The 19,128-nt window shown below is 46.7% G+C and carries 22 protein-coding genes and 1 tRNA gene; all 23 read right to left on the bottom strand.

Annotated features, from left to right (window positions below):
* Positions 1-544: 544 nt before the first annotated feature.
* Complete coding sequence (locus ACTO17_RS17790; RefSeq protein ID WP_482558885.1) at positions 545-1,306, bottom strand: hypothetical protein; 762 nt, start codon at positions 1,304-1,306, stop codon at positions 545-547.
* 58 nt (positions 1,307-1,364) lie between these two features.
* Positions 1,365-1,814, bottom strand: coding sequence for a terminase small subunit (locus ACTO17_RS17785; RefSeq protein WP_482558884.1), 450 nt, complete (start codon positions 1,812-1,814; stop codon positions 1,365-1,367).
* 2 nt (positions 1,815-1,816) lie between these two features.
* Complete coding sequence (locus ACTO17_RS17780) at positions 1,817-1,993, bottom strand: hypothetical protein (RefSeq protein ID WP_482558883.1); 177 nt, start codon at positions 1,991-1,993, stop codon at positions 1,817-1,819.
* A 141-nt stretch (positions 1,994-2,134) separates the two neighbouring features.
* Positions 2,135-2,701: a hypothetical protein gene (locus ACTO17_RS17775; protein ID WP_482558882.1), complete on the bottom strand. Its 567-nt coding sequence runs from the start codon at positions 2,699-2,701 to the stop codon at positions 2,135-2,137.
* Between the two features lie 166 nt (positions 2,702-2,867).
* Positions 2,868-3,395, bottom strand: coding sequence for an ERCC4 domain-containing protein (locus tag ACTO17_RS17770; RefSeq protein WP_482558881.1), 528 nt, complete (start codon positions 3,393-3,395; stop codon positions 2,868-2,870).
* Positions 3,396-3,798: 403 nt separating this feature from the next.
* Positions 3,799-4,029: a hypothetical protein gene (locus ACTO17_RS17765; protein WP_251500915.1), complete on the bottom strand. Its 231-nt coding sequence runs from the start codon at positions 4,027-4,029 to the stop codon at positions 3,799-3,801.
* Positions 4,029-4,271, bottom strand: a complete 243-nt coding sequence (locus tag ACTO17_RS17760) for a hypothetical protein (protein ID WP_482558880.1) — start codon at positions 4,269-4,271, stop codon at positions 4,029-4,031. Before ACTO17_RS17760 ends, ACTO17_RS17765 begins: the two co-directional genes overlap by 1 nt.
* Positions 4,258-4,779, bottom strand: a complete 522-nt coding sequence (locus tag ACTO17_RS17755) for a hypothetical protein (RefSeq protein WP_482558879.1) — start codon at positions 4,777-4,779, stop codon at positions 4,258-4,260. Before ACTO17_RS17755 ends, ACTO17_RS17760 begins: the two co-directional genes overlap by 14 nt.
* Before the next feature lie 210 nt (positions 4,780-4,989).
* Positions 4,990-7,248, bottom strand: coding sequence for a phage/plasmid primase, P4 family (locus ACTO17_RS17750; protein WP_482558878.1), 2,259 nt, complete (start codon positions 7,246-7,248; stop codon positions 4,990-4,992).
* Positions 7,249-7,471: 223 nt separating this feature from the next.
* Positions 7,472-7,747, bottom strand: coding sequence for a DUF6462 family protein (locus ACTO17_RS17745; protein ID WP_482558877.1), 276 nt, complete (start codon positions 7,745-7,747; stop codon positions 7,472-7,474).
* Positions 7,748-8,195: 448 nt separating this feature from the next.
* Entirely contained in the window at positions 8,196-8,864 is a 669-nt protein-coding gene (locus ACTO17_RS17740) for a DUF3846 domain-containing protein (protein WP_482558887.1), read from the bottom strand.
* Between the two features lie 2 nt (positions 8,865-8,866).
* Positions 8,867-9,103 carry a hypothetical protein gene (locus ACTO17_RS17735; RefSeq protein ID WP_482558886.1) on the bottom strand — a complete coding sequence of 79 codons (237 nt, stop codon included), beginning with the start codon at positions 9,101-9,103 and terminating at the stop codon, positions 8,867-8,869.
* Positions 9,087-9,686 carry a hypothetical protein gene (locus ACTO17_RS17730; RefSeq protein ID WP_482558876.1) on the bottom strand — a complete coding sequence of 200 codons (600 nt, stop codon included), beginning with the start codon at positions 9,684-9,686 and terminating at the stop codon, positions 9,087-9,089. Before ACTO17_RS17730 ends, ACTO17_RS17735 begins: the two co-directional genes overlap by 17 nt.
* Positions 9,687-9,701: 15 nt before the next feature.
* Positions 9,702-11,726 (bottom strand): LPD1 domain-containing protein, encoded by a 2,025-nt coding sequence (locus ACTO17_RS17725; RefSeq protein WP_482558875.1) that lies wholly within the window; start codon positions 11,724-11,726, stop codon positions 9,702-9,704.
* A 30-nt stretch (positions 11,727-11,756) separates the two neighbouring features.
* The gene (locus tag ACTO17_RS17720) at positions 11,757-12,095 is read right to left on the bottom strand and encodes a hypothetical protein (protein WP_482558874.1); all 339 of its coding nucleotides are present in this window, start codon (positions 12,093-12,095) and stop codon (positions 11,757-11,759) included.
* Positions 12,096-12,185: 90 nt separating this feature from the next.
* Positions 12,186-12,665, bottom strand: coding sequence for a hypothetical protein (locus tag ACTO17_RS17715; RefSeq protein WP_482558873.1), 480 nt, complete (start codon positions 12,663-12,665; stop codon positions 12,186-12,188).
* Positions 12,666-12,688: 23 nt separating this feature from the next.
* The gene (locus tag ACTO17_RS17710; protein ID WP_482558872.1) at positions 12,689-13,474 is read right to left on the bottom strand and encodes a DUF6674 family protein; all 786 of its coding nucleotides are present in this window, start codon (positions 13,472-13,474) and stop codon (positions 12,689-12,691) included.
* A complete protein-coding gene (locus ACTO17_RS17705; RefSeq protein WP_296442224.1) occupies positions 13,475-13,756 on the bottom strand; it encodes a helix-turn-helix domain-containing protein in 282 nt (93 codons plus the stop codon).
* Between the two features lie 15 nt (positions 13,757-13,771).
* Positions 13,772-14,755, bottom strand: a complete 984-nt coding sequence (locus ACTO17_RS17700) for a DUF3991 domain-containing protein (RefSeq protein WP_482558871.1) — start codon at positions 14,753-14,755, stop codon at positions 13,772-13,774.
* 73 nt (positions 14,756-14,828) lie between these two features.
* Positions 14,829-15,716, bottom strand: a complete 888-nt coding sequence (locus tag ACTO17_RS17695) for a DUF6017 domain-containing protein (protein ID WP_482558870.1) — start codon at positions 15,714-15,716, stop codon at positions 14,829-14,831.
* Between the two features lie 29 nt (positions 15,717-15,745).
* Positions 15,746-16,270, bottom strand: coding sequence for a DUF5720 family protein (locus tag ACTO17_RS17690; RefSeq protein ID WP_482558869.1), 525 nt, complete (start codon positions 16,268-16,270; stop codon positions 15,746-15,748).
* Positions 16,271-16,543: 273 nt separating this feature from the next.
* Positions 16,544-18,541, bottom strand: coding sequence for a P-loop NTPase fold protein (locus tag ACTO17_RS17685; RefSeq protein ID WP_482558868.1), 1,998 nt, complete (start codon positions 18,539-18,541; stop codon positions 16,544-16,546).
* A 345-nt stretch (positions 18,542-18,886) separates the two neighbouring features.
* Positions 18,887-18,958, bottom strand: a tRNA-Asn gene (locus ACTO17_RS17680).
* Positions 18,959-19,128 lie beyond the last annotated feature (170 nt).

Below are 19,128 nucleotides of genomic sequence, written 5' to 3'. Positions count from 1 at the left end.
GGTATGCCCGGAGCACGTTCTATTTGGCAAGGGTTAGAGGTGCTATGCGCATTGCTTGCTTATCGAAGTTATCTTATATAAATGTGGGTCAAGTTAAGATAAGAGAATGGGGTGCAGCAGGCGGCTTTTGCAATCACATTACAATAAACGTGCGTTTGGCTCTTGAATCCTGCTGCCAAATGTGCTATATTAAGCATAGAAAAAGGGAAAGCCATAGAAGCGGCTCTACCCCACAACATTAAGCAAATACCTCTGGTTAGAGGTCAGCCGTCACTATTGCGAGTAGTGGCGGCTATTTCTTTTTTCCCTTGTAAACCTGATAAATCAAATTCGCAAGGGCAACAATGAGTATTCCAATCTGGATTAAGTCCTGATATGTAACATACATTGTATCGCCCTCCTTTCTTTCGTCTGGAGGGCTACTTGAACCCTCCGAAAAGACAAGAGGGGTAAAGCCGCCTTTGGCTCTATGGTTTCCCATGAATGGAGTATAACACACATTTCCTTATCAGGCAATTACAATATTTCATTTACATTAACCGATTCACCTTATCGGAGTAAAACCAAAATTGAAGTCTGCCGAACTGAAATCAGAAATCTTATTTCCGGCATTTTCCACCCTGCCGTTTTCTGTTTCCACCGGGAAATCCGTATCAAGGTTATCGAATGATTCATCACCATATGGCTGCATATCCGCAAGTGAACCCTGTGCAATAAAATTGTAATAGTCTGTCACAGTTTTTAATCTTCCGCTCCCAGATAGTGCCGGACGTGCGCCGGATTCACAGGCATGGTATACCGTCCTTACAAACTTGCTGAACACTTCCGACCTGTCTGCCGGGGATTGGCCGAACTGCACTATTGTGATGCCTGTCCCTTTTTCCTGCGGCCTGTTTGCGTTATACCGCTCCTGGAGAATCCGTGTCATAACAGCATTGTCCTTGTGGCGGTTTGCAAGCTCCTGATAGTCAGCATGGCTAAGGTTTATTCCGCTGTTCAATAGTGCCATTGTGCCGCTGTCAACCATATTTCCGTCCAGTTTTCCGAGTTCCTGCATCTCACCGTCAAATTCGTCAACCACTGTCAGAATCCTGGACAGGCTATTTTCTATCTGTGCATCCCGTTCCGCTTCCAGTTCCTTTAATCTGTCCTGATAGCCTTTCTCTCCCAAAAGGTCAGCTTCATAAGCCCCTTTTGCCACTTCGCACCCATGCTCATAATCTGCCTTTGCCTTGCTAATAGCGCCGCTTGCGCCCTCTGCTAACCTAACCGCCTTTTTGTAATACTCAATCGTTGATTTCTTCATGGTAAATCCTCCATTCATATTCTTATTTTTATAATACCTATCTGCTTGTTGAGCAACCCTATTGGCAATCCGCTTCACCGCTACCGTTCCCCCATACATCCATTGCCGTACCGTTCAAGGCTTCTAAAAGGGTATCATCAATATCAGATTCCTGTGTTGTTTCTCCAATCTTGTTTTCCAGTTTCAGCAGTTCTATTTCTAATTTTCGGTCAGAAACATCACGTTTTAGAATCTCTCTGCCTGCGGAAATCCTGTCCGGCATGTCTGCTCCCTCGTCACCATCCATCACCCTCGTAAAGAATCTCAGTACATCATCGCCAGATGCTATACGCTTTTGCTCCGTAGGGGCGGTTCGCTGCCGTATATACTCTAAAATGTAAGGTTTTGTAAGGTTCTCTTTTCCCATCTGCCTTGCCGTATTGACGGAATATCCCGCCTTCCTCGCCGCTTCCGCCGCATTTCCGCACTCTATGTAATAATCCGCAAATGCTTTCTGTCTGCCATTCATTACTATGTTCTTCCCTTCGCTATTTGCATTGCCATTAAAATCTCCTGCTTCTTATCCTCTGGGAGTTCCCGGCGCAGCATCCGGCAGAACGTGGTATCAGCAACGCCGATCATATCCGCTATCTGCCAATGCTTAAAACCAGATTCTTTTATGGCTTTTCTGATTTCAATATTATTCATTGTCTGCACCCTTTCTTATTCTTGCTATTATTACTTTAACATGAAAAAGGAAATAATTTGTACCATTCTGCATCTACCAGATAGATCAGAGAAAGCCGTTACAAAAACACATATTACCATTCAGGTTCCCTGCAGCAGATTTTAATTATATTTTGCGGCAGCGGAACTAACCAGGTCAAAAAGCCACTTATATTTTACCCTCACGTGCATTCGCGCATATATCCCCATTACTTTTCTCCAAATGCCTGATACGGGAGTACGGCTCCATATTTCCCACATTATCCATTTTCTTACAAACCATCCTGATTCTCCTGATTTACTCAATTTCTGGTTTTTATACATCTTCAGCAGTTTACGCAGCTTCATTTTCCGAAAAGCCCCTGCAACGCTGTTTACCTCCCTGTTTATACGTTCCTCATCAAGAAGCTCCTGCCATGCGTCCATCAGAACGTCAACTGAAAGATAGTTCTCCAGAATATGCCGGCAATCGAAAAGCCCGCTTTCAGTAAAAAGAATGTCTGGAAAATCTGCAAAGTTCATCTTTGTATCTTCTCCGTCTATCATCAATTCATCTGCAATCCTGTCAGAACATAAATCCAAATAATGCTCCATGCCACCGCTGGACAGTAGCTTTTTAAGGCTGATTACTTTTGGCTCTAAATCTTTCCTGCTCCTAATTGCCCTTATCATTCTATCCGCTGATTTCATCTGTTTGTCCTCCTGATATTTTTATATGCTTCACTGATAGTTATTGCTTACCATTACCAAATAGCCACGATACTGCCGGAAATTCCCGGCACCCTCCCCCAAATTACGGGGTACCCCTGCCGCTGAATAGATGCACCCTCTTTTCATGTGCGCCTGCTGCCACTGGCTATTTTAAAATCTCCCTTGCGTAATACTGGAAAGTGGAAACTATGTAATAGCCGGCATATTCCGGGGAAATGAATTGTATGTTTGCGTCAAATCTGTGTTCAAACGTCTTTAAAGATGCCATATAGGCAGCAGGCGTGAACTCCGTGCGGTATTTATGCCCGATAATATCAGAGTAGCCGCCGGGGGCTTCAATCATCAGATAAACCTTGCATCCGTCATTCCCGGCTTTCAGGAACTCTTTTTCAAACCGTTCTCGCTCCCCGGTCAGATTCCCCGACAATTCCTCCAGGGATGCCTTGCGCTCCACCACGCAATCCCGGTGGAAAAATATGTCCCCACCTGCTGCCGCTGCCGGAATCATAAACGAATAATCGCCGTATTCCAGTTTTTCAGTGTGGAAAGAAATTTTCTGTTTCCTGAAATAGTCCAGTATGTGAGTGTTTTTCTTTTCCCGGCTGTCAACCAAAATAACCATGCTCTTTGTCAGCTTCTTTATTTCCTCCACGGAAAATTTATACTGCTTCACGCTATGCACCCCTTTCTTTCAGTTCCCTATCCAAATTGGCGAAAAACCGCCGCCGGAATCTGTAAAAACCACTCCGGCTAACGGCTGGCCTTTCCATTTCTCCAAGTTCCCACAAAATTTGCAGCCTATCAAAAGACTTGCCTTGCCTGATAGACAATAATATCAGCGGTTCTATAAATTCAAATTCTTTGCAAGCTGCTTTCAGGATTTCAGGGGAATATACCCCGGCTCTGCATCCGCTTTGTAATTCTTCAAGACGCTGCTTTCCAATCCTGCGCTCTGCATTACTGAAGCATTGCATTGTATTTGTACCATTCCTGCGCCTACCTCTTGACATTTCAAACCCTCCAATCTTATGATTGTTATAGGCGTTCGGGGCTTGTCTGCATGGGCAGGCTCTTTTTTATGTTGCATTTTGTTTCATTTCTTTGCTAATCCTCTCTAATTCTGTGAGTGCCGCCAGTACCAGATTGATAATGATTTTACATTCCCCATACTTTTTTGATATTGCGCCGCTCTCATTTACTACCGATTCCCAATATTCGTCAGTGTCTTTCACGTCTGAATACTTTTTGAAAAATCTCCATGAATCCGTAAACATATCATAGTACCGTTTCAATTCCTCATTGCTCATTATGCCGATACCTCCCAACACAACCGCTTTAGCAACTGGTAAACCTCCGACAGCTTATCCCGGTTCTGCGGCTCCTGCCTTACCTCTGTTTCAAAATCCTGCTGCATTTCAGAAAGAATATTGTTCCTCTGCTCCACCGTCTTAATGCCAGTGATCCGCTCCCGGTATCGGTCATAAAATGCTGTGACGGCAGCAGGACACCCCGGCGCATCCGCTAAACTGATAGCTTTATCTCTGTTCATCCGGCTTTCCTCCCTCCTGCCATATCTCGCCGCCCTCTAACTCATATTTGCACACATCATAGACAGCTTCATCTAATGAGGAAATTCCAAGTTCATGGTCGAAATATAGAGGGTAAATCGCCCCATCATTACATAACGCATACATAAGAACTTTGCACTTATAGCTATATCCCTCATCATCCCTCATTACTGCATACATATCATGCATACAAGGGAGAAGCTGCTTGATTTTAGGCACTTCTGTTGGTCTGCTCCATTTAATCTCCTTTTTGTTTTCTCTCTCCTGATACCTTACATTTTCTTCACCAAAAGCATCCGTAAGTAGAGAAAGCTGTTCTCTATCGAAAGACCAATCATGTAATTCTTTGCAACTTCTGATATTCTCTATGTACACCTTTACAACACAATCTCCTGACGCATTGGCAAGAATTGAGAGCAATTCTCCCTCTTTTTCATAATAGGTTTCTGTGTTGCTGAATCTCACCCAAACTTCTTTTACCTTTGCCATAATTTCTCCTTTCAATTTGTCTGCCTGATTACCAAAAAACGTAAAATTCCTTACATTCGTTTTGCACACTTCATTATACTAAAGTACCTTGAAACCCTTGATTTTACTGGATTTGTGCAAAATGTGCATTTTACATGGGACATTCTGAAATTCATTCCTTATAGGGTTTTTACATTTGTTTTGCACATTTTGCACATTTAGGGATTTTTCTTAGTCAAACGGTAGTGATTCCTGTCCTCTATACTCAATAAATTCTGTTTCCACCGTATAGCCCTTTACGATATTTTTTACGGTCTTTCCGTCTACCGTCCCACTGTTCGCAAACAATCCCTTTGTTTTAAGTTCTGCAAAGAAATTTGACTTGTTTTCCACTCCGAAGCCGTTTTCCTCGCACCACTTAGAATAAACCTCGTAAATATCTTTTGCCTTGCTGTTTTGTTCTGTCTTTGTCAGACATTCGTTGATAAAATTTCCTATCTTGTCACTGTCTGTCCTATATGTATCTGTAGCAGCCTGCACTGCTGCCGGGGGCTTCAATCCCTCTTTGCGGTATAGCTGTAATCCCTCAATGCACCAGTTCAGGATGCCGGATAGTTCCGCTTTATCCCTCAATCGGTTCTTTAAGTCTTTGTCCTGCTCCTGCGGTTCAAAATGTCGGTCAAAACTGATAACATTTATTCTGCCGGAACTGAAAACCGTATCATCCGCAATCGTTGGCAGATAATTTGTGTTTATCACAAGTTTAAACTTAGGGATAAAACTAAATTCCCTCTGGTGTAAATGCCTTGCCGTAATACTGTCCCTGCCTAACAATGACTTTAATAATGCTGTGTCAAATAACATCCGTTTTGGCGGCTCACTGGCATTGCAAAACCTGCACCCTGCCAGCCGTGCTATATCTCCGCTCGCCTGTCTGCTGTCAAGATTTTGCTTTACAGCCAAACTCTCCGGCTTCATTGTCAGAGCATAGTCACCCAACAAATATATGATGGTTTCACAAAACGTAGATTTTCCGTTTCGTGTGGTACTCCCAAAGAGGATAAAACAAGTTTCCTGCTCTGTGTTCCCTGTCAATGAAAGCCCTGCTATCTTTTGAAGATACGATATTTTCTCCTTATCGTCCTGCATGATTTCCAATAGAAATTTCTTCCATTCTCTGCAATCGGCAGCAGGGTTATATTCAGCGTTGCATATCTTTGAAAGAAACATATCGGGGCTGTGGCTCAAAAATACTGGCTTATCCCCGGACAAATCCAGTGTGCCGTTCTGCAAATTCAAAAGATAATCATTTACATCCAACTGCTCATTACTGAAAAAATATACGTCCTTGCTGTCCTGAAGCATATTGTTCCGGTTTCTGATATTGCATAACGCCGCTACCGCTTTCAGATATTTCCCCTCTGTATCAACGTTTACCGCATATCTCACAAGTGCATCCGACAGGGCTTTTGCTGATGCCCTCGCACTCAAGCCCTCAATATCATCAATCCACCGTTTACCGTCATACCGCATAAAATCTTTTCGTGACGGGTTATATCTGTGCTTGTCCTTAAATACATCCGCAAACAGCCGCCCAAAGCCTTTATCTGATGTTTCGTACCGTTCAGCGTGTAAATCCCTTAACGCCTGTTCTAAATGTTTGTTCTGCTGCCCTTGTGGAATAACAGGACGGCCAGCATCTTTTTGTTTTGTAACGGATTCATTGATGCAAGGCGTTTCCTCAATCATTTTTTCCAACTGCTGCAATGTGCCGCCATTTGAAAAGAAATCTGCAATATCCGCTTTATCCCTGCTTCTGTCCGGGATAACCACTTTAATAGATGCCGCCACGCCATTTAGGGATGATATAATATCCCTCGTGAGGTTTTCTCCTGCTATGTCATTATCCTGCAATATGACAATATCCGCACCCTTAAAGAACAAAGCAAACTTCTTTCCCTTAGATTTCCAATCATTGGAACTGCCGGCCGTTACAACATTCTCTGCCCCATTTGCATGGCAGGCATCAACGCACTTTTCGCCCTCTGGTATGTACACCCTTTCCCCTGCCTGGTACTGCCGGAAATCGCCGTACATGGCAATGCAGGACTGATATTCCCCTTGCCTGAATTTCCGTATATATCCATCCTTTTCCACGCCCTGCGATATATGCTTTTCTTTCCTCCCACCGTCCGAAATATAGTCAATGCGGTACTTGTCATAAAGTTTCTTTCCCTCCGCATCCTTGTAACGGTAGTGATGAATTGAACAAATTTCCTTTACAGAAAAAACTTCTCTTTCTGATTTAGCATACAATCCCTTAAGAATAAACTTCTTATCCGGGGAAAGTTCCTCCCCTCTGTTATCATCAATGGTTATGCCGCATATCTCCGCACCCCTCCGCACTGCATCCGGGAACTCCAATCCCTCACTTATCATAATGAGGTCAATACTGGAATACTTTTTCTGCTCCCCTGCAAAATCTTTCAAGAAAAATGAATCTCCTGAATAATGCAGTCCCATCGATGGATGGAGATCGGCGTTATTGTGTGAGGATGTTTCAAGCGCAGTGTATTTTTTCCTCGTATCGTCATAACCGTATGAAGAAAATATCTGCCTGCTGCAACTCCCCTTTATCATCTGTACAGCTTCATTAAAATCCACCGCCTTACCTCCGTTCTGCCGTTATCTATAAAAATCTCACTCATATAGATTAACCTTTATATGATTTCAGTCCGGCTTTAAATTTCTCCCAATCTGTAACTCTAATTTTTCCAATTCTGTAGACTGCATCAAATTCCTCTGCCAATTTGCGAAAAGTATTCACGCCCATGCGTGCCAACTTTGCGCCCTCTGCATCCCTTACAAATTCTGGTTCTCTTTCCGTGTTCATTTCTTTTAACACATGCATAATCTTTTCTCCTTTCTGCTGAAAAAACAAAAAAGTGCCAGAGACTTGTAAAATATACTTACAAATCTCTGGCACCACTTAGCCCTTCACCCATGCCGATTCATGGGTCGTCATAATTCAATTATCTGTACCAACCTCATAAATCACAATCCAGACTATATTTATAAGTATACTAATCTGGCACTGCAACTTGTGACTGGCACTATTCTTTCCATCCGCATAAATCACGATTAGCCCATATCTGTAACTTTATTACAAGTCAACTGGCTCTTGCGTCAATGCGTCTTGGCTCATTCATTATTTAATTTACACATCTATCATAAAACATATGTCGCAACAAGTCAATAGTCTTTTTTTAATTTAAACTAATTTTTATACAATATATTGAAACAAGCGCATTCACCAATGCAATATATAGAACCTTGGAAATAACCATGTTTCTTTTATCCACATTTTCTATATCAACGATATATCACACATAATAACAACATTTACTTAATCGCATAAATTTATAAAATTGGGGTATTTATTGGGGTAAAATATCTTTCAAAGTAGCCACAAACCGCATAAATAAAGGCTTCTCCGCTGAATCCGTTTGGACCTCATGTTCAAATGCCGCCAGCCTCATGCGGATTTTCCCGGTATCTCCTGAAAGCAGCTCGTCCGCCATGCGCTCCTTTTCTGCATGGAAATCCGGGTACAGGCCTGCATAGGCCCCGCTGTTCTGCCTGAAAAATTCATCCAGGTCGAAAGCCAGGTCCGTGGATTCGTCAAGCCTTATATCATCCCCGCCCGGTCCCTCCATGACAGGGGCCGGCTGCTGCTTTTCCTCCGGCGGGAGGGGCTGCTTCACCGCGACGATCTCACCGGCCAGCCGGTAAAATTTTTCCGGGTATCTGAACTGTTCCTTATACTGCTCCATGAAGTAATCGGGAAGGTCGGCAAAACTTTCCTCACCGAGGCCGGCTATGAAAAAGGTTCCGGCCATGATCTCGATCATCTCGCCGTCCTGGTTGTAGATTGCCCGGTTTAAGGGCAGCCCGTTTATTTTCCCTTCATCATTGCAGACAATCGCGACAGGCTCCGCATAAGGGTAGTAGCCCTCTATGCCTCCCCCGACTGCCTCCTGCATGGATGCAAGGCTCCCGTCAAGCTCTGCCTCATAAGGCGCTATCCCAGGCTCTATCATCAACACTTTCAAATCTGCATGTCCTCCTTCTTTTTATTTGCCGCCTTCGGCTCTGTAGAGGTCTTTTCCTGCGCCTTCGCCGCAGACAGCTTTCCCAACACGGAAGGCTTTTCCGGCACAGGAATGCCGCCCTCCGAAACCTCGGCGGCGGCACGGTCTGTTTTTACCGGCTCCTGGCCCTCCACTGTGTACCCCGGCAGGAGCTCTCCATACACGGTAAAATGGCGCTCATACTGTTTGGGTATCTGCGGGGGAGATTTCCTTGAACAAATGGGAATAGGCTTTCTTCCGTCCTTCCAGGTACTTTTCAGCAGCGGCCCTGACTGTGTAGCGTTTCTGGTTCTGCCCGGCAATCTTTTCACCATAGCCCTGCTTTGGGGAGTTCACATAGACATCCCAGGTCACATACCAGGCAACCGGCACGCTCTGTTTGGTCTCCCGGTCATATTTGGTATCTTCCCAAATACCGCCGGTCATACGATAGACGCGGTTGCTGATTTCCTCGTCGTTCCTCCAGTTGTCGGTTTTGCGCCATTCATTTGCGGTATGCTTTACTTCCGGCGTATGGAGGTACTCCAGCGCCCGGTTCAGTTTCTGTGTGACCGCTGCCTGCTGTTCCCATTGCTTCGCCGCCGCAAGTACAATATCAAATGCTTTCTTTTCTCCATCCATGCTGTCCTGGCGCATGGCCTGTATTTTTTCCTCACCCTGCGCAATGAAAGAAGAAATCCCCACATCCTCGCAATATACGCTATGCTCAAATTTAAGGTTGCTGCCTTTCGTCAGGTAATCCAGACGGTAGACCTTATAGTCTTTGTTTTCTTCCAATATGTCCAACACCTCCTAGATCTCCGGCGCATGGCTCTTTTGAGAAAACGCCTGCGCTGGTTTTGCTTTCCCTGCCGGTTTCTTCGCCGCAAGCTGTTCCATTACCGAAGGGCGCTCCCCGCTGAACAGGGAAACCTGTCCATCCTCCACCAGAGGCCGCACCGGAAGGGGCAGCGTTTCATCCGAGTGGGTCAGTGCCTGCTCCCGTTTCAGGTCTGCCACGATCTCGTCAAACACCGCATTGATGGCCTTCCGTTCCTCACCCTCCGGGAAGGCTTTCAGGACTTCCAGTTCTCCGCTTTTATCTGTCACGAAGGCAACGGCACAATCTGCATGTCCCGCCAGATAATCGGAGCTGTAAGGCAGCTTATCCTTGATGTAACAGGCAAAGGCCCTGGCAGTCATCTCCGTGTTGCTGTCCCAATAGCCGCCGTCTTTTTCGCATTCCTTGCCCATGCGCACGGAATTCCGGTAGAAATCGGTCTCCACCCGCCCGATCTGCGGCGGCTCCTGCGCCTGCATCCCGGACAGCATGTGCTCGAATATCTCCAGCCTTTCCCGCTCACTTTTCGGGATCACCCGCCCGGTGACAGCCTTCTTGAAAGCGCTGATCTGTTCCACGGAACCGGCTTCGCCGGACAAAAACGCCTCCCTAAGAACCGCGTAGGTTTCCATCTGATCCTCATTGCCATGCCGTTTCAGGGAACCGAGCACCGCCGAATCCAGCCAGCCTGCCGCATTTTTCCGGGTGCGTTCTGTCTGCGCTTCGGTACGGGCCGCCGCCTGCTCCAGTGTCTCCGGCTTATATTTCATGGTATCAATCAGCTTCTGGAACGGCGCATAGAGGCGGGGCTGTTCCGAGAGCATCCCCTTCGCGCCCATCTTCGTACCCAGGTAATCGTCAAACCCGTGCCACCATTCATGTGCTAAGGAACCGGCCCCGTGCATCTTCGTAAGGTTGATGACCTTGCGCAGCGGTTCATAATGGGCCGCCGCGTTGCCGCTGCCCCTGGCGCCGAAAGCGATAGCAAGCGTCCCCTGATAGGCAATATCTTTATCACTGATCTGCAAGGCCGATGCCAGATCCTTCAGCGCCTCAAATCCCATGTTGAGGGAAGCCTGCTGGTCATTCTGGTTCATCCAGTTCCCGAACTCGCCGCCCCTGAACCCGAAGGTATCAAGATAGTGCTGCCCGGTAATCTCCGCGCCGTTTCTGTAATCCGGCCCATCCCGCCGCACATGGGAGAGCTGGGGAGGCACGAACCGCGTCTTTCCGCTTTTGCTGCGCCCCTTTGCCAGCTCCTGCACCCATTTCAGGGCGGCCTCCCGCGATTCAAAGTTTGTCTTTACGATGGAATATCCCTTCGTCACGTAATAGGTATCAGGTTTCCAGTCATTGTTTTTAGAATAAGTATCCTTCCCATCATTGAAATGGATCGCATAGCCTTTCGGCACCTTCTGGTCTTTGGAAACGCCAAACTGTTCCTTCTGCGCCTTCTGTGTAAAGTTCCGCTCAAAATATCCTGCCGAGCGGACCATCAGGGCGTTGGACAGCTTGTTTGTAATGGCCGGGTTCTCCCGCCCCTTCTCCATCGCCTGGTAATGGATGCCGCTGCCCCAGCCCTGCACCTGCTCCAGATACCCGTTTTCCACAAAGAAGCGGTCATAGGCTTTCATGGCATCCTCCACGGTGCGTACCTCCGAGACCGCGCCCTGCAGCTCCCGTACCGTCCGGATATATTCCTTCTGCCTTGCAAGGCGCTTCTCCGGCGTATCATCCCTGCGGTAATACTGCGGGGAGGCGTTCAGCCCGTCCCTGGCCTTTTTGATAAAATAGACCACTCCAAGGGGAATCCCGTCATCAAGCATGGCCGTATAATCCGGTTTCTTCCAGATATTATCCTTTTTTACGAATTTCTCGGCCTCACGTTCGTTCATGGCGTCCAGATCGTTCACGTTGAGCCCCCGGTCCTTCCACAAGTCTTTTTTTGCACCGCCGATCTTTTCCCCGAAATCTTCATGCTGCATGTTATCCGCCAATCATTACCACCTCCAGTCTGTCATAAAAGGTCACCGCTCCGGGGAAGGGCGGCGTTCCTGTGTTTTATTAAGCTGCGTGTGTGTTCCCATGAGCCGGTCCGTTTCCCTGCGGACCAGCCGGTCCAGCACGCCTAAATCTTCCGGGGCAACAGCAAATTCCCGGTAACGCTCGTACCATAGGCCCGTTGTTACTGCCGCGATAGGGGGTATCTTTTCCGGGCCGGAGGAAAGAAGGCGGTAGACGGGCGCTTCATCATAGAGAAGCATCTGCCTGGCTGTTCCCAGCGGTATGCGGTACATATCCATATCCGGGTTCTGCGCCGCCTCCATATATCCCACGTTCAGACATTCCTCCAGATCCTGGGGCATATAGGAAAATGCCTGCTCCCTCCATTTGCTGAATAGCGCCGAATAGCAGCGCTGCCATTCCGCCAACGACTCCGGGGCATAGGAAAATCCCTAGCTTTTCAATGCGTCCTTTTCGTACAGCTCCATTGAGTGCCATTTTTCAAGTCTGACCGTTGCCGCCAGGCCATCCTTCTGCTCAATATCGACGCCGCCGGGATAGAGGGCATTATGCCTCACATCCTGCCGCAGAGTGTCCAGATCCATCATCAGGACATCGCCAAATAGATGGCCGTCCTCCTTTCGGTCCGTATGGAACAGAAAAGCCCTTGCCCCGATGTATTCCGTCGTGAAGATCATCTGGTGCAGATTTCCTGTGGCGCAGTACGCAAATACGGCATCGGAAAGCCACATATGATTTTTTCCCATTATCGCGATAGAGTACGGCCCTGTGCTGGCTGCCAGTGAACGCAGGTTGAATTCACTTTCCCGCAGAAAATCACCGGCCAGAATATGAAGCTCATAGGCAAATACGCCTAAATCCGTATCACGGACTAAGTGGATCTGCGGAAGCGGTTCCTCTTTCAATTTCATTTCCTCCCTTCATACCGTTCTTGTCACCGGCTGCCCTTGTCCTGGGAAGGCGCCTGCCTTTCCTTTGCCGGCTCCGCTTTTGGCGCCTGCTCCTTCATGGCCTTTAAGACAGAGGGCCGGCGCTCTGCCGCCTTCTCCAGCCGGTCCAATGCGTCCATTGCCTTTAGCGCCCCCTTCTCCATTGCCCCCATACATGCGCGGCTGGCACGGTAAGGCGCTTTGACGCACGCCGCAATCCGTCCGGCGCTTCTGGCCTCCTGCACCGGTTCCTTCCCCATCAGCGCCAGGCGCATATTTTTCAGGTGTTTCCCGGTCTCATGGTACTCGGACACGAAAGCGTCGATCTTTGCCATAGACTGGCTGTTTTCCTTCTGGTTATATTCCGCGCTCTGCCGGACTGCCTCCAATGCCGGCCTCAAATGTAGAAAGCGGGCTATCCCGTTTAGGGCCACGGTGCCACGCTCCTTAAAGTCCGCAAGCACGTTTTTGCACCCCTCGACAATCTTTTCCTTCACTTCATCCAGACGCTGCTGCATCGAGGAAATGTTGGCCTCCATAGACCTACAGGCATTTTGGAGGGCCGCTTTCAGGGAATGGTTCTGCATCTTCTGCAGATCCCCCCGCATGGCCTCCAGTTCCCCCACCGCCACGGCAAGGCGGCTCTCCATGAGCGACACGGATTCGATCAGCTTTGAAAACTCCTGATAGCCGGCCGGATTGTTTTCTTTCAGCAGGGCAAGGAGCTCCTGCACCGGCCCATTTTCTGAAATGGGCTGTTCCGGCACTGCCGTCTGTTCCATGCCTGCCATTTAAGAATCCCTCCCCTCTGCCGAAGGCTCCCCTGCGATCTTCCCCACGATCTCCGGCCCGGCCTCGTAGATCTGCATGAGCCGCCTGGCCGTGCCGCTGGGCTGTGCCGCGCCGCTGGTCCAGAGCCGGATGGTGGAAGGGGCCACGTTCATCAGGAGGGCGAAGGCCCTCTCGTTCATGTCCAGCTTCTCCATCAGGGCCTTTACCATGTCCGGCCCGTACTCCGGGCACCTGGCAGCCCCGGCGATCATCTGTAAAACGGTATTTTCGGTTTTCATCATTATCTGGATTCCTCCTTAAATAGAAATTGCCGCCTGTCTATGGCGGCTTTGTTGTTGGCAGTCCGTACCCTGTTCCCTAAGGCAGAGCAGCTTTTCGTTGTAATCCTTTCCCGTCCGGGGCGGGTTGACGCCGACCCGGATATGCCGGAAGCGCCGGTCCTGTTTCAACATGTCCCGTATCTTCCTGGCGTTGACAAGGCCGGCAAGGTCATTGTCCATGTACAGGGTAACGCGCCGGATCTCCGGGTGGCGTTCCAGGAAAGCAGTCAGCGCCACATGGGAGGTCCCGCCCAGGGACAGGCGCCAGCCGTTCCATCTCCATCCCTCCAGCTCCTGCAGCGCGGCATGGGAAAGGGCGTCAATGGGCGCCTCGAATACGGCGAGCTGACGGCTGCCCGGACTATCCGGCGGGTAGCAGAAGCTGAATTTTTTATCGCTGCCGGCCACATCTTTTTTCAGGCTGGTCCCAATGCCCCGCATACAGGCAAACCTCGCCTTTCCCCCGTCATCCTTTCCCACGAACACACAGACCGCTTCGTCCCTGTGCCTTGCCTCATACAGAAGCCCCAACCGGAAGCAGCGGCTGATTATCCGGCTGCTGATCCCCCGTCTCTGCAGGTATGATACCGCAAAGGTGGCGCACCGCTTCGCCCAGGGAAGGGAAAAGGGCCTTTTCTCCGGCTCCCTCTGCACAGGGCTTTTTGCCGGCGCGCTCCGGCGGCTTTCCGTCTGCCGGCCCCTTCCGTCCGTCAGCGTGTTCACCGCATCCACCAGGCCGTAGCCCCGGATCTCCACCAGATAATCCAAAGCATTGATACTCCGTCCCCGGCTGTTCCAGTACCAGTATCCCTTCCCGGTGACATAGACCAGGCTGTCATGCTCCTTATGCCGGTAGTTCGGCCCGTCCTTCTTTAAAACTCCCGGCTCATGGAATTGCAGGTAACGGAACAGATCCGCCTCCCTTGCCTCCTGGATCTGCTCTTTCGTTACGCCCGGCATGGCCCAGGCACTTCTTTCCTCATTGTGCCCCGCCTCCTTTCCTGAATTGTTTCAGGGACATCCCTTCCCATGCTCACATGCCGTACAGGTCATGGTTGACTTCGGCCCGGTAATAGCTGTCCATCGTTGCCAGGGCGTTATACAGGGCCGCAAGCAGGTAAGCCTTGATGTTCCCTACCTTCGTGGTGTTCTTGTCAATGCAGTCAAAGACATACTCCAAATGGCCGGAATTGATCTTTAGGAACCGGCTCTTTACAACCTCCCTGGGGAAATCGTCTCCTGCGATGCGGATGAAAGGGCGTTTTGAAAGGACCACTTCAAGCATGAGCTCCACCGTTTCATCCATCCGCTGCGCTCCATACCGCTGTACCAGAAAGCCGTACTCCACATTTGCACGGATAATCTCACGGTATGCGTTCACAAGCTCTATCCTATCCATCCCATCCGGGCGCCCTGCCGCCTCCGGCTCTGCCGGATGGATTGATTGATGTGTATTTAATCTATCCGTTTTTGATCTCTCCGTGTTTAATGGATCAGTATTTAATTGTGGGGGATTTCCCTGTGCAGGTTTCCCCTGTCCAGGTTTTTCCTGTCTTGGATTTGCCTGTCTTGGATTTGCCTGTCCTGGATTTTCCCGTTTAGGCGGGACCTCCGATGTTTCCTGGCTTACCGGCTTTTCATGTATCGTGTACTCAATATCCCCCAGCCGGCCGTTGTCAAAACGGACCCTCTGCCTGGTGAGATACCCGTGCTTCTCCAGCTCCTTTAACGCGCTGGCAATGGAATCCACCCCGTCCCTGCAGATACAGGCAAGCCCTTTGGTGGTATAGTCCCAATCCTCCGGCAGAGACAGCATGAGGGACAGCAGGCCTTTCGCTTTCAGGGAGAGCTTCACATTGCGCAGGTGATGGTTGCACATGACCGTGAAGTCTTTTGTTTTTTCTACCCGGAATACAGCCATAACAAAAACCTCCTTTCCTTCCCTCCTGGCTACAAGACACGGTCCCTGCGGTCATAGTGCAGATGACTGCCCGGTGCAACCTTCGCATGGTTCTGTATCCTGAGCTCTCCCTTTTCCTGCCGGTCCCTGAATTTCTCATACCCGGTGTCCGTAAGGAACAGGCGCATCCGGTCCCCTTTGTCGCCCACGGTAGAATCACCTGAAAGCACATCAAATATAACCATGTGACGCACCTCCGGGTCGAAGCGTTCCAATCCCATGATGTCATGCCCCTTAAGCTGTTCGGCGCCGGATCTCTGCCTGGCCTGGGCCAGCAGCTCGCCAATGGTCCGCCCCTCCTGGGGCAGCCGGTAGTTCCTCCGAATGTCATGTACGGCCTCCATACACTCTGCATCCGTCAGGGGGCGCAGTTTCTCCAGGAGGCTTTTTGCAGCCTTCCGTCTGGCCGGGTCCCCGGCATACCGTGAGGCCATAGACATTTCCTGCAGGACGGCATACCGCTCACTTCCCTCGGTCTGGTACAGCATCCGTTTTTCCATTTCCGTAAATTCCATAAGAATCCCTCCTGATCCCATCCATCAAAAAAAGCCACAGCATTATACCGTGGCTAAAAAATGGCAACAAAAAAAGCCCGACAGTAAAAGTATTGTTTACTATCAGGCAGTTACAGCCAGAATACGAAATGCAGCGCGATCCCGGTTCATTTCTTGATTAAAAGACATATGTTTAACATTGCGTTCCCATAATTTATTGTTTTTCTCAAAACTGTTTGAAAGGAATCCTAGCAATACCGTCTTTTCTTTACCCCATTATTTTATTATTCTATTTTATCTCTCATATCCATCATACACTTCAATAGCACTTTGAAGATTTAAAATTAAATATCCTATCTGCATTTTCTTTATGTTATCAAAGTGGGATTGGTCTATTTTTTCTACTTCCTCTTTCAATGCCACAACTTTATCATACTCAAGTTTTAATGCATCTCCCATAGAAGTCTGGACATATAATCCCAATATACATCCTCTAAAAGCATGTATATCATAAGACATAGATTTACTAATCTTTTCTACTAACTGAAATATTTCAAATTGTGACAAAAAACCGTCTGTATTACTGATTTCCATTCTATTCTTCCTTACATAATCATGTAAACTTTCTGCCCAGCTATCTTCCTTTTCCAGATAAGATTCCATTGTATCTGAAAGATGTATTTGAAATTGTTGATCTATTTCATTTTGGATATCTGCCAAAATCTCTTTACACCGCTCCCTTTTTTCACCTTCTTTTAACATGCTATACTCTACACCAATATTCACACGTTTCTTTAAATTTTTTATACTTTTTTTCATGGCGATAAGCATATCGCTAACAATCTTATTTGAAAAACCCGCGTACTCCAGCTCTATAAATAACCCAATTATTCTTGGATATTCCTTTATCTCATATTTATCCTGATTCAAAGCCTCAATTATTCTTTTTATTTTTTCTGCTACAGTATTATCATCCGACACATACCATCCTGATTCTAAATCTCTAAGGACATCTACTTCTTCCTCTCTTTTCTTTATATATTCATCCTCATACACCTCTAGCATTCTTTTTATTTTTTCTTCTTCTAAAATGCTCTTAGTTACAAATTCATCAACAAATCTAAAAGCTAACTCATTTCCAAAAATATCTGTTTTACCAATAGCTTTAAAACCATATTCCTCGTTTCCTTCCCAAGTTTGTTTCAATGTATTATTTTTATAGCAAACACACACTTTAAAACTATACTGAATAATATACTTAAGAAACGGCTCTTGTCCGACACCATCTAATTTACTAATTTCATTATATAGTTCTCTTACTTTCGAAAGATAAAATTGAAATGTGCGTAAATTTGGATGTTCTTCCTTAACCATATAATCTTCATAAAAAGAAAGTTTCTCTAATAGAAGTGATTGTAGTCTGTCATCAATCTCTTTACTCCTAATAAGTTTAGTAAAAACATCCTGTAAAACAGGATAATAATATATTGTAACTCCTACCAACTTTTCCTTAACCTTTTCATACTGCACGTCTTGACCAAATAATTTATTGATTCGATCTTTTATTGTACTAATTGCTACTGCATTTTCTTTTATTTTCTCTTCCTCATTGGATTGAGTAAAAAAATTAGACTTCCTTTCTATATTTTCATCAAAATTTATTTTTTCATTAGCTGCAACCAAATATTTTAATTCCTGATTTGTTAAATAAGCATTTTTCCCTATCTCTTTTTGATTGGCAATAATGATTACTTTCATCCCTTCATGTTCGACGTAAGTGTTGATATATCCTAATACTTCATTTACAGGACAATTACATCTTTCTAAATCATCAAAAATCAGAATGCTGTCTTTTACCGAAAAAAAGCCCCCTGCCGCATTTGAGACATTTTCAGCTTCTAATTCTAATCCTGTTTTGGTTTTTATTATATCAAATAATACTGGCAACATTTTTCCAGTTATCTCTGTCCCCTTTCTAATTATTCCCTTTGCATTTCCTGATTTTACAAAATACGACTCCATCAATATTTGTTTAGAAACTTCTTCTAATGATTTCACTCCATATAAGGATAAATATATAATTCCTTTTGGTTTATACCCCTCTTGATTTTGGGCTTTTTCTTTTTCATGTTTTTCCAACTCAGTATATAAACGCTTTTTGATAAAATAAGTCTTTCCACATCCCCATTCACCATCAATCATTACAGCATAATCATATATACTTTCATCAACATAATTTATAAGAATATCAACAATCTCATCATCTGCTAAAATATGCTGTTTATTTCTCATAGGTCTACCTCAGCTTTCGTATCTATTTTAAGTATTTTACCACCTTTTTCATATATTTACTATCTAAAATAAAACGCAAATGAACCATGTATTTATCCTCCCTCAAACAATACAACATCTAAATATCCTTGCAAAAGATGAATACGAAAAAGCCTGACAGTAAAAGTATTGTTTACTATCAGGCAGTTACAGCCGGAATACGAAATGCAGCGCGATCCCGGTTCATTTTTCGGTTAACACTCACATGCCTGTTTTTGCAGCCATGCGATCTATTGTGCCTCTTTCAAGGCTTGACATTTAAACAAAGAAAACCCACAAACGCTGATGTTTACGGGCTTTTTCAAACTCCCCGAGTTGGGCTCGAACCAACAACCCCACGGTTAACAGCCGTGTGCTCTACCATTGAGCTATCGAGGATTATTCTATTTTCTTCGGTGTGCGACCATAACGTTGCACTACCATTGAGCTATCGAGGATTATATGATATTTTCATATACCTTCAAAAATCCATACAGCCAGACAATCCATCCACCTTCTTCTTCCTGGTCAAGCCCTCGACCGATTAGTGACAGTCAGCTCCATCCATC

This window comes from Petralouisia sp., from assembly GCF_056822245.1.
Note: the sequence above shows the minus strand (reverse complement) of the source record. Positions and strands in the feature narration are given on the sequence as shown.